This window comes from Hydrogenophaga sp., assembly GCF_051007235.1.
Taxonomy (GTDB): domain Bacteria; phylum Pseudomonadota; class Gammaproteobacteria; order Burkholderiales; family Burkholderiaceae_C; genus Hydrogenophaga.
The window spans coordinates 1-10,791 of sequence record NZ_JBPCSJ010000199.1 but is presented as its reverse complement, the minus strand read 5'-3'; the positions used below and the strand labels follow the sequence as shown (position 1 = coordinate 10,791).

Here is a 10,791-nt window from a genome sequence, read left to right as displayed (position 1 = left end):
GGCGCGCGCGGCGCCATCGACCCGCTGCGCTACGGCGCGGCCGGCAGCGCAGGTGCAGCGAACACCACCGAATTGGCCCATCTTCGGCTGCGCTACAAGCGGCCGGGCCAGAGCAGCAGCGAGCTGATGGAAACGCCGATCCGCCGCGAAGCGATGCGCCCGCTGGACCAGGCGGATACGGACTTCCGCTTTGCCACCGCCGTGGCCGGCTTCGGGCAGGTGCTTCGCGGCGGGCGCCACACGGGCGGCTGGACGGTGGCCGACGCGCGGGCGCTGGCGTCGGCCAGCCTGGCGGACGACCGCTTCGGCTACCGCGGCGAATTCCTGCGCCTGGCGGGGCTGGCGCAGGCCTTGGCGAAGTGAAGCGGACCCGGCGCACGGGACGCGTGGGTGGACCGGCGGTTCAAGCTGGCCGTCTGCCCGGCCGATACAGAGGCATCAACCGATTTGTGAAGGAAGCGCCATGGATGCCCTGAATGTCTCTCCCGCCGCGCTGGTGGACGCCGTTGTCCAGACGCGCTCGGACCAAGTCGACCAGCAGGTGCAGATCCGCGTGATGAAAAAGGCCATGGACGCCCAGGCTTCCACCGCCGCCGCGCTGCTCAATTCCGTGGCGGGCAGCCTGCCGCTGGCCACTGAGGGTGCGCTGGGCACGCAGGTCAACGCTTTGGTGTGATCCCGGTGCGCAGTTGCTGACTGGCGCGCCGCTGGCCTAGAATGCATCGCATCTGCAACGCACCAGGCCTCAGCCATGAAAACCGCTACTTTGCCCTCGCTGCGCGTCGATCCCCAATTGCGTGATGCCGCCCAGAGCGTGCTGCAGGAGGGCGAGACGTTGTCGGGTTTCATAGAGGCCTCGGTCCGGGAAACCATCGAGCGCCGACGCACCCGCGCCGAGTTCGTGGCGCGTGGGCTGGCTTCGCGGGATGCGGCCCAGGCCTCAGGCGTCTACTTTGATGCGGGCGCAGTGCATGCCGAACTGGGCCGGATGCTGACCCAAGCCCGGGCCAAGGTGCAGAAGCGGGTGCCGGAGTGAGCTTCGCGGTCCGGTACAGCGCCGGCGCCCGCGACGATCTGATCCGCCTCTACCAGTTCATGCTGGACCGAGCCAGCACGTTCGAAGATCTGGAGGTGGCTGAGCGGGCGCTGAACGCGATCACCAGCGCGGTCGACAGCCTCGCCCGCTCACCGTTCACCTACCGCAAGGCCGGTCAGAGTCCGTTCCTGCGCGAGTTGCTGATCCCGTTCGGACGCAGTGGCTACGTGGCCTTGTTTGAAATCGAAGACGCCTCGACCGTGACCCTGCTGGCCGTGCGCCACCAGCTGGAGGACGACTACCACTGAGCGAGCAACACTGGGACTGGTCCATTCCCAGCCCGGCGTTGACCAGCCCAGCGTTCACCAGCTGACTTCGCGGTCGGGTGTGGCGCTGATCTTGTGCACGGTCAGGTCGGCGCCGTCGTATTCCTCTTCCTGGTCCAGCCGCAGGCCCAGCGTGGCCTTGAGCACGCCGTAGACCACCGCGCCTCCCAGCAGCGCCCAGGTCACGCCCAGCGCGGTGCCGATCAGCTGGGCCGTGAAGCTCACGTTGCCCAGGCCGCCCAGCGCCTGCTGGCCGAAGATGCCGGCCGCGATGCCGCCCCAGGTGCCGCACAGGCCGTGCAGCGGCCAGACGCCCAGCACGTCGTCGATCTTCCAGCGGTTCTGCGTGGCGGTGAACATCACCACGAACAGCACGCCCGCCACCGCGCCCACCACCAGCGCACCCAGTGGGTGCATGATGTCAGAGCCCGCGCACACGGCCACCAGGCCGGCCAGCGGCCCGTTGTGCACAAAGCCCGGGTCGTTTTTGCCGGCCAGCAGCGCCGCCAGGGTGCCGCCCACCATGGCCATGAGCGAGTTGACGGCCACCAGGCCCGAGATGTTTTCCACCCGCTGCGCGCTCATCACGTTGAAGCCGAACCAGCCGACGATGAGGATCCAGGCGCCCAGGGCGAGGAACGGGATGTTCGACGGCGGGTGGGCGGAAACGCCGCCGTCCTTGCGGTAGCGGTTGGCGCGAGCGCCCAGCAGCACCACGGCGGGCAGCGCGATCCAGCCGCCGACGGCGTGCACGACGATGGAGCCGGCAAAGTCGCGGAAGGCGAAGCCGGTGGTTTCGGTGATCCAGGCCTGGACGCCGAAATGGCCGTTCCAGACGATGCCTTCAAAGAACGGGTAGACGAAGCCGACGATGACGGCGGTGGCGATGAGTTGCGGCCAGAACTTGGCCCGCTCGGCGATGCCGCCGGAAATGATGGCCGGGATGGCGGCGGCAAAGGTCAGCAGGAAGAAGAACTTCACCAGGTCGTAGCCGTTCTTCTGCGCCAGCGTTTCGGCGCCGACGAAGAACGAGGTGCCGTAGGCGACCCCGTAACCGACCACGAAGTAGGCGATGGTGGAGACCGAGAAGTCCACCAGGATCTTGACCAGGGCGTTGACCTGGTTCTTCTTGCGGACCGTGCCGAGTTCCAGGAAGGCGAACCCGGCGTGCATGGCCAGGACCATGATGCCGCCGAGCAGGATGAACAAGGCGTCAGCGCCCTGTTTGAGTGCGTCCATGAGCGATCTCCGTGCAGAAAAGTCGTGTTTTGGTGCGTGATCAGCGCCAAAACAGGGTCTGCCTGGCGAATCGCACCAGGAAAAAGCAAAAAGCGCACCAGCCTGGATGGCGGGTGCGCTTCAACTTGGGGCTTGCATCAAAAGCGGGCGCAGGGCCCGCGTGAGCTCGGCGTGTGGGTCAGCTGCAGCTGACGCTGCCGCAACCGCTCATGGTGGCCGGGCGCACCGTGCTGGGGTCGGCCAGCGTTTCGGTTTTCGAATCGAAGCCCACGCTCTTCATGTGCAGGGCCAGGCCGGCATCCATGCTGGCGGCGTGCTGCGGGAACCATTCCACCAGCGCTTCGGCCAGGCGGTTGATGATTTCCTTGTCGTCGGTCTCGTAGTGCTTCACCACGGCGTGCAGCGTTTCCATGATGGTGGCGTGGTGGCTGGCGTGGCAGTTGTCGGGTGCAAAGCCGGTGGCCACCATCCAGCGCTCTTCCTGCGCGAAATGCTCCTGGGTGTGCTCGATGAACTGGCGGTACAGCGGCAGTTGCTGGTCGATGGGCGTGGCCAGCAGCTGGTTGAGCATGTCCACGAACTCTTCGTGGGTCTCGTCCATGCGGGCGTCGCCGGTTTCCAGGCGGGGTGTCCAGTCCAGACCAGCGGCGGGGCTGGCGGCGGCGGGTGCTTCGGGCGTGGCGGTGGTGTTCATGGTGCGCGACTGTAGAGGGGCGGTGCGGGGCAGGGCTTGACTGGGGTCAATCCCTGCATGGCCCGTGGTGAGCCCCGCTATTGTGCGCTGTAGGTTGCCAGGCCCGGCGGGCCTGCCCTCAGGCGGCGGACGCGTGCCCCAGCATCTGCCGCACGGCGGCTTGCAGTTCGGGCGCCTGCAGCGCGGCGTCCAGCTGGGACGCCAGGGCCGGGTGGGCCAGGGCGGCGCGCAGGTGGTGGGTGTCCACGCTGGCGTCGTCCTGCGGAAAGTAGTCGTCCAGCGACGTGAGCTGACCCAGCGCCAGGCGCTCGCCCAGGCGGGCGCACAGGTAGGCCAGGGCCAGGCGCGGCAGGCGGGCAGGGTCGATGTCTTGCGGTGCGGTCACCAGCAGGCGGCCGCTGTCGGCCACGTCGGCCACCAGCGAATCGGGCAGCTCCCACGACTTCATCAGCACCGCGCCGACCTCGCTGGCGCTCAGGCCCAGCAGTTCCTGTTCGAGGCGGGCGCGTTCGAGCCGGTCGCGGCTGAGCCACTGGGCCAGCCCGGCCGGCGGGATCAGCGAGGCGGTGGCCAGTTGGCCCACGAAGCCCAGCACCACCTGGGTGGCCAGGGACGACTGGTCGGGCAGGCGCAGCGCCTTGCCCAGGCGCACCGCCATTTCGCTGGCCACGGCGCTGGCTTTCCAGATGCGGTCAAAGGCCTGCTGCGCTTCGGCCAGCTTGGGTTTGAAGGCCTCGGCCAGCATGTACTGCAGGCAGATGCTGCGCACCGTGTTGATGCCCAGGAAAGTGACGGCCTGGCCGATGCTGGTGACCGGCTTGTGCAGGCCGTAGAACGCGCCGTTCACGGTGGCCAGCACCTTGGCGGCGATCAGGGGCTCGCCCATCACGAGCTCGCTCAGGTCGGCCGAGCTGGCGCTGGCCAGGAATTCGGGCGAGAGCAGCTGCTGCATGGAGCGCGGCGGGCGCGGAATGCCGCGGATGGCGGCCAGCAGCGTGTCGCGCCGGTCGGGTTCAAGCGCGGCTTCGCGCTTCCAGACAAAGGCGGCCAGCGCGGGCGGCAGCGGCTGGGCGGTGTTGGGTATGTGTGACGGGATGGGCGCGGCCGATGCGGGGGCGGCACTGGTGCGGCGCTGCGCCACCGGCCGGGGGCTGTCCACCACGATGGGCAGCGGCCGCGCGGCCGATGCGGCGGGGCGACGGAACATCCACCAGGCACCAGCGACCACCACCACGGCGGCGATCAACATCACGAAATAAGGCACAGCAGACACTCCCGATGGCTGAGGGGCCAGGCACCACAGGGTGCACGGCATACCCATTCACATCGGCGCTGCGGGGCGCTTCTTGAGCGCGTTCAGCAGCCGAAACCGGCCGCTGAACCGGGTCTTTTCGGGGCTTATTTGCCCACGTTCACCAGCGGCGTGGCGCCACCACCAAGGAACACGGTGTTGCCGGGCTTGCCGGCCAGGGCCAGGGCGGTGTCGCGTTGCAGCTCGGCCAGCTTGATTTCCTTCAGGCTGGGGGTGAGCGATGCGCTGATGATCTCGTTGGCTCGGGCCTCGCCCTGGGCTTGCACGACCAAGCGTTCGGCTTCGGCCTTGGCCAGCTCCACTTCCTTGCGCTTTTTTTCAATCGCCTGGTCAGTCTCGGCGCGCGAGCGGATGGCCGCTTCGATGGCTGGGTCGGTCAGCAGGTTGCGCACGTTGACGGCCGTGACCACGAAGGCGCCCTTGTCGTTCTTCTCCAGCTCTTCCTGCAGCCGCGCGCGGACCATTTCCGACAGTTCGGTGCGCTTGGTGTGCATGGTGGTGGCGTCCAGCTCGGCGATGGCCTTGTAGATGGCCTCACGCGCCTCGCGCGAGACGCGGCTGAAGGCGACCACCAGGTCCTGGGTGCCGCCCTGCACGATCTGGTTGTGCTGCACCACATCACCCTGGTACTTGATGTAAAGCGCGGGGACGGCCGCTGGCGTGGTCTTGTAGTAGACGTCGATGTCGACGTCTTTCATGGTCAGGTTGTCCCGACTCTTGGGGGTCATGTCGTTGAGCTGGAAACTGACTTCCTTGGTGGTGAACTCGTCGACGGTCTTGAACAGCGTGAAGTACACGCCGGGGCTCAGCGCCTCGGTGCCCACCTTGCCCAGCGTGCGTTCCACACCCACGTTGCCGGTGTCGATCTGGCTGCAGGCGGCCAGCGAAAGGGCGGCCAGGGTCAGGGTGAGGCGGCGCAGGGTGGCGTGCATGGTCAGAGCAGTCGGGTGGAGGGGACGAAATAGGCCAGCACCAGCAGGCCGAACAACACAGCGGCCAGCACCGCCAGGCGCAGGCCGTGGCGGGCCAGCAGGCCCAGCTGGTCGGGGCGCATCAGCGGGCGCGTAAGCTGCCACAGCCCGTAGGCTGCGGCGAGCACCACAAACAGCAGAACCAGGTGCTTCATGCCAGGCGCGCGCGGTGGCGGGCGATCTGCAGCTGCACCTGCGCCGGCGCGGTGCCGCCCAGGGTGTTGCGGGCGTTCAGGCTGCCGCGCAGGCTCAGGCACTCGTACACGTCTTTTTCGATCGAGGCGTTGAAGCCCTGCAGCACGGTCAGGGGCAGCTCGGACAGGTCGCAGTTGTGGGACGTGGCGGCCTTGACCGCGTGGGCCACGGTTTCGTGCGCGTCGCGGAAGGGCAGACCCTTCTTGACCAGGTAGTCGGCCAGATCGGTCGCGGTGGCGTAGCCCTTGTTGGCGGCCGCTTCCATGGCCACGGCGTTGACGGTGATGCCGCCCTCCTTGGCGCCGGTGGCCGGGTTCAGCTGGCCGCCCACCATCTCGCAGAAGATGCGCAGCGTGTCCTTGAGCGTGTCCACCGTGTCGAACAGCGGCTCCTTGTCTTCCTGGTTGTCCTTGTTGTAGGCCAGAGGCTGGCCCTTCATCAGGGTGATCAGGCCCATCAGGTGGCCGACCACGCGGCCGGTCTTGCCGCGCGCCAGTTCGGGCACGTCGGGGTTTTTCTTCTGCGGCATGATGGAACTGCCGGTGGTGAAGCGGTCGGCGATCTTCACGAAGCCGAAGTTCTGGCTCATCCACAAAATCAGCTCTTCGCTGAAGCGGCTGATGTGCACCATGCACAGCGATGCGGCGGCGGTGAACTCGATCGCGAAGTCGCGGTCGCTCACCCCGTCCAGGCTGTTCTGGCACACGCCTTCCATGCCCAGCGTCTTCGCCACGCGCTCGCGGTCCAGCGGGTAGGTGGTGCCAGCGAGAGCGGCGCTGCCCAGCGGCAGGCGGTTGGTGCGGCGGCGCACGTCGGCCATGCGCTCGGCGTCGCGGCTGAACATTTCCACATAGGCCAGCAGGTGGTGGGCAAAGCTCACCGGCTGCGCCACCTGCAGGTGGGTGAAGCCGGGCAGGATCACTTCGACGTTTTTCTCCGCCACGTCCACCAGCGCCACCTGCAGTTCCTTGAGCAGGTCGCTGATCAGGTCGATCTCGTCGCGCAGCCACAGTCGCACGTCGGTGGCGACTTGGTCGTTGCGGCTGCGGCCGGTGTGCAGGCGCTTGCCGGCGTCCCCCACCAGCTGGGTCAGGCGCGCCTCGATGTTCAGGTGCACGTCTTCCAGGTCCAGCTTCCACTCGAATGTGCCGGCCTCGATCTCGCCGCGGATCTGCGCCATGCCGCGCTGGATGTCGGCCAGGTCGCTGGCGCCGATGATGCTCTGCGCCGCCAGCATCTCGGCGTGGGCCAGGCTGCCGGTGATGTCGGCCAGCCAGAGGCGCTTGTCGAAGAACACGCTGGCGGTGTAGCGCTTGACCAGCTCGCTCATGGGTTCCGAAAACAGGGCGGACCAGGCTTGCGATTTTTTGTCGAGTTGGTTGGTGGACATGGTGGGGCCGGCGGCTGGGGGTGAGAGGAGGCGGCAGCGCATGCCGCGTGAAGGCATGGGAAGCACGGGGTTCGGGGCTTCAGATGCCCTGGCTGGCGGCGCTGGCGCGGCCTATAGTGCGACCCATGAAAGACTCGCGAATTTTATCCAGCTTCCAGGAGCTGCCCCATGCGCAGGGCGCGCTGCCGCTGTCGCAGATGCCCGAGCTCAACCGCACCAAGGAGTACGTGTTCGACACCTGCCAGGTGGGCGTGGTGCTGCGGGCGGTGCTGTTCGTGCAGGCGGTCGTGCTGGTGGCGTCGCTGTTCGAGACCAGCGGCTGGATGCCCTGGGTGTGGCTGACCATGCTGCTGACAGGTGCGGCGCAGCCGGCGGTGGTGGTGTGGTTGCTGGTGGTGTGCCTGCTCAAGCGGCCGCTGGACCGGCTGCCCGAGCGGGCCCAGTGGGCCGTGGCTGTCGCCCTGGGGGCGCTGGCCGGCGCCTATGGCTGCGCGATGCTGTGGTGGCTGGGGCTGCTGCAGCCCGCGCCCTGGCTGGCCAGTGCGGCGTCGGGCGCGCTGGTGTCGGGCGTGCTGGTCGCGGCACTGGTGTGGCGCGTGCGGGCGCGCCTGCCGGCTGGTACCACGGCGCGCCTGACCGAGCTGCAGGCGCGCATCCGCCCGCACTTCCTGTTCAACACGCTCAACAGTGCCATCGCGCTGGTGCGCGAAGAGCCGGCCAAGGCCGAGAACCTGCTCGAAGACCTGAGCGAACTGTTTCGCCACGCGCTAGCCGATTCGAAAGAGGCCCGCCCGCTCTGGCAGGAGCTGGAACTGGCCGAGCATTACCTGGCCATCGAACAGGTGCGTTTTGGCGAACGGCTGAGGGTGGAGTGGAACCTGGACGAGGCCGCGGCCAAGGCCAAGTTGCCCCCGCTCATCCTGCAGCCGCTGGTGGAGAATGCGGTCAAGCACGGGGTGGAGCCCAGCCCGACGGGCGCCACGGTGCGCATCACCACGCAGCGCCGGGGCAGCGTGGTGGTGATCAAGGTGACCAACACCGTGCCCGCCGGCAGCGGGGCCAAGGGCAACGGACTGGCACTGGACAACGTGCGCCAGCGCCTGGACCTGCTGCACGATGTGCAGTGCCGCTTCCAGAGCGCACTGGTCAACGGTGTGTTCCAGGTGCGGCTGGAAATCCCGGTATAAACGTAGACATTGGTCTTATCCAACGGGACGGAGCGCGACATGGCACTGAAGGTTCTGATCGTCGACGATGAGCCGCTGGCGCGGTCGCGCCTGCGCACCCTGCTGGGCGACTGCACCGAGCCGCGCGCCGAAGTGGTGGGCGAAGCCGGCAACGCGGTGCAGGCGATGGAAAACATCCAGCGCAGCGGCTGCGAGCTGGTGCTGCTGGACATCCACATGCCGGGCGTGGACGGTATCGCGCTGGCCGCCGCGCTGCGCGAACTGAACGCGCCGCCGGCCATCGTGTTCGTCACGGCGCACGCCGAACACGCAGTGCAGGCTTTTGAACTCGAAGCGGTCGACTACCTGACCAAGCCGGTGCGGCTGGAGCGGTTGCAGCAGGCGCTGCAGAAGGTGCAGCGCGCGATCAGCGCCGCCGACGGCGGCCTACCCGAACTACCGGGTCTGGGCGAGGCGCTGATCATCCAGGAACGCGGGCGCAGCGAGCGCGTGGCCCTGTCCGACATCATCTACCTGAAGGCCGAGCTCAAGTAAATCACCGTGCGCACGGCCGAGAAGGAGCACATCTACGACGGCGCGCTCAGCGACCTGGAGCAGAAGTACGCGCATCTGTTTGTGCGCGTGCACCGCAACGCGCTGGTGGCCCGCCGCTGCGTGCGCGCGGTGGAAAAGCACAACGATCCGGTCGAGGGCGAAGGCTGGACGGTGCGGCTGGATGGGGTGGACGAGCGCTTGGCGGTTTCGCGTCGTCAATTGGCTGCGGTGCGCGAAGCCCTGATCGGTTAGCTTGTTGTTCCCCCCGCGCCGCCTGCGGCGCAGGGGGATCAAACTTCCGCGGCTTCGATGAGGAAGCGCACGCGCCGCTGACCCTGCCACTCATCCGCGTCGAGGCGGAACGCGATTTTCACCGTCGGCGGCAATGGTTCTGTGTGACCGAACCAGATGCCGTCCACCGGCTCGCCCTGGTGCTTGAGCTTCACCGACAGGTGCTTCTCGCCCACCAGCCGCTGGCTGAGCACCTGAACCTCTTCGCAGAACACTGGCGGCGCAAAGCCCTGGCCCCAGACCTCGGCGTGCAGCGTGTCCACCAGGTCGGCGCGGCGGTACTGCTTGTCCAGCGCGCCATCGGCTTCGAGCCGGCGCTGCAGCGTGGCCGCGTCCAGCCACTCGTGCGCCACCTGGGCAAAGGCCTGCTCGAAGGTGTCGATGTGTTCCTCGTCGATCGTGCAGCCGGCCGCCATGGCGTGGCCGCCGAAGCGCAGCAGCACGCCCGGGTGGCGCTTGGCCACCAGGTCCAGCGCGTCGCGCAGGTGGAAACCGGGAATGGAACGGCCCGAGCCCTTGAGCTCGTGCTCCTTGCCCTCGGCGCCGCTGGCCGCGAACACGAAGGTCGGGCGGTGCAGTTTGTCCTTCAGGCGCGAGGCCACGATGCCCACCACGCCCTCGTGGAAATCGGAGTCGAACACGGTGATGGCCGGCGGTGGTTCTTCGCTCTCGTCGAACAGCTCTTCCACGATCATCAGCGCCTGCTCGCGCATCTCGCCTTCGATGGTCTTGCGCTCGCGGTTGATGCCGTCCAGCGTGCGCGCCAGTTCGTCGGCGCGGCCCGCGTCGTCGGTCAGCAGGCATTCGATGCCCAGCGTCATGTCGGCCAGGCGGCCAGCGGCGTTCAGGCGCGGGCCGAGCGCGAAGCCGAAGTCGAACGCGCTGGCCTTGGCCGGCTGCCGGGCCGCGACGGCGAACAGCGCGGCCATGCCCGGGGGCATGGCGCCAGCGCGCACGCGCTTGAGGCCCTGCGCCACCAGGCGGCGGTTGTTGGCGTCGAGCTTCACGACGTCGGCCACGGTGCCCAGCGCCACCAGGGGCAGCAGCGTGTCGATCTTGGGTTGTGTCTTGGCGTCGAACACGCCGCGCTCGCGCAACTCCGCGCGCAGCGCCAGCAGCACGTAGAACATCACGCCCACGCCGGCGATGCTCTTGCTTTCGAAGCCGCAGCCGGGCTGGTTGGGGTTGACGATGGTGCAGTCCTGCGGCAGCACCACCGCGCCGTCGACCACAGCGGGCAGGTGGTGATCGGTCACCAGCACGTTGAGGCCCGCGTCGCGCGCGGCGCGCACGCCAGCCACGCTGGCGATGCCGTTGTCCACCGTGACCAGCCAGTCGGCCCCGCGCTGCTTGACGCGTTGCGCGATCGAGGGGGTGAGGCCGTAGCCGTCGGTCACGCGGTCGGGCACCAGGTAATCGACCCGGTCCCAGCCCATCGGCGCGCCCAGCAGCTTGAGGCCGCGCACGCCCACAGCGCAGGCGGTGGCGCCGTCGCAGTCGTAATCGGCCACGATGCAGATGCGCTGGCTGGCGGCCATGGCGTCGGCCAGCAGTTTTGCGGCTTCTAGGGCGCCTTTCATTTGCACAGGCGGGATCAGCAGGGCCAGCGCGTCGTC

The 10,791-nt window shown here is 68.1% G+C and carries 12 protein-coding genes and 1 pseudogene; 6 read left to right on the top strand and 7 right to left on the bottom strand.

Going from position 1 to position 10,791, the window contains the following annotated elements:
- The 4 genes from ACR2JA_RS07260 to ACR2JA_RS07245 all read left to right on the top strand — a co-directional run.
- Positions 1 to 363 (top strand): YfbK domain-containing protein (locus ACR2JA_RS07260; RefSeq protein ID WP_434008430.1); only part of this gene is annotated, 363 nt, incomplete at its 5' end.
- A 100-nt stretch (positions 364 to 463) separates the two neighbouring features.
- Entirely contained in the window at positions 464 to 676 is a 213-nt protein-coding gene (locus ACR2JA_RS07255) for a putative motility protein (RefSeq protein WP_434008429.1), read from the top strand.
- A gap of 75 nt (positions 677 to 751) precedes the next feature.
- Positions 752 to 1,036, top strand: coding sequence for a YlcI/YnfO family protein (locus ACR2JA_RS07250; RefSeq protein WP_434008428.1), 285 nt, complete (start codon positions 752 to 754; stop codon positions 1,034 to 1,036).
- Positions 1,033 to 1,344 (top strand): type II toxin-antitoxin system RelE/ParE family toxin, encoded by a 312-nt coding sequence (locus ACR2JA_RS07245; RefSeq protein ID WP_434008427.1) that lies wholly within the window; start codon positions 1,033 to 1,035, stop codon positions 1,342 to 1,344. Before ACR2JA_RS07250 ends, ACR2JA_RS07245 begins: the two co-directional genes overlap by 4 nt.
- A gap of 54 nt (positions 1,345 to 1,398) precedes the next feature.
- Here the strand turns inward: ACR2JA_RS07245 and ACR2JA_RS07240 are convergent, their stop codons facing one another.
- The 6 genes from ACR2JA_RS07240 to argH form a co-directional block, all read right to left on the bottom strand.
- Positions 1,399 to 2,601, bottom strand: coding sequence for an ammonium transporter (locus ACR2JA_RS07240; protein WP_434008426.1), 1,203 nt, complete (start codon positions 2,599 to 2,601; stop codon positions 1,399 to 1,401).
- 178 nt (positions 2,602 to 2,779) lie between these two features.
- Positions 2,780 to 3,295, bottom strand: coding sequence for a bacteriohemerythrin (locus ACR2JA_RS07235; RefSeq protein WP_434008425.1), 516 nt, complete (start codon positions 3,293 to 3,295; stop codon positions 2,780 to 2,782).
- Between the two features lie 118 nt (positions 3,296 to 3,413).
- Positions 3,414 to 4,559: an HDOD domain-containing protein gene (locus ACR2JA_RS07230; RefSeq protein WP_434008424.1), complete on the bottom strand. Its 1,146-nt coding sequence runs from the start codon at positions 4,557 to 4,559 to the stop codon at positions 3,414 to 3,416.
- 134 nt (positions 4,560 to 4,693) lie between these two features.
- Positions 4,694 to 5,539 carry an SPFH domain-containing protein gene (locus tag ACR2JA_RS07225; RefSeq protein WP_434008423.1) on the bottom strand — a complete coding sequence of 282 codons (846 nt, stop codon included), beginning with the start codon at positions 5,537 to 5,539 and terminating at the stop codon, positions 4,694 to 4,696.
- A 2-nt stretch (positions 5,540 to 5,541) separates the two neighbouring features.
- On the bottom strand, positions 5,542 to 5,733 hold the full coding sequence (locus ACR2JA_RS07220; RefSeq protein ID WP_434008422.1) for a hypothetical protein: 192 nt from the start codon (positions 5,731 to 5,733) through the stop codon (positions 5,542 to 5,544).
- Entirely contained in the window at positions 5,730 to 7,205 is a 1,476-nt protein-coding gene (gene argH, locus ACR2JA_RS07215) for an argininosuccinate lyase (protein WP_434008421.1), read from the bottom strand. The genes ACR2JA_RS07220 and argH overlap by 4 nt, the downstream gene beginning before the upstream one ends.
- 83 nt (positions 7,206 to 7,288) lie before the next feature.
- Between argH and ACR2JA_RS07210 the strand changes: the two genes are divergently transcribed.
- Complete coding sequence (locus ACR2JA_RS07210; RefSeq protein ID WP_434008420.1) at positions 7,289 to 8,350, top strand: sensor histidine kinase; 1,062 nt, start codon at positions 7,289 to 7,291, stop codon at positions 8,348 to 8,350.
- A 39-nt stretch (positions 8,351 to 8,389) separates the two neighbouring features.
- Positions 8,390 to 9,136, top strand: a pseudogene (locus tag ACR2JA_RS07205) (LytR/AlgR family response regulator transcription factor).
- A 38-nt stretch (positions 9,137 to 9,174) separates the two neighbouring features.
- Here ACR2JA_RS07205 and recJ read toward each other — a convergent pair.
- Positions 9,175 to 10,791: single-stranded-DNA-specific exonuclease RecJ (gene recJ / locus ACR2JA_RS07200; protein WP_434008419.1), on the bottom strand; the 1,617-nt coding region annotated here is incomplete at its 5' end.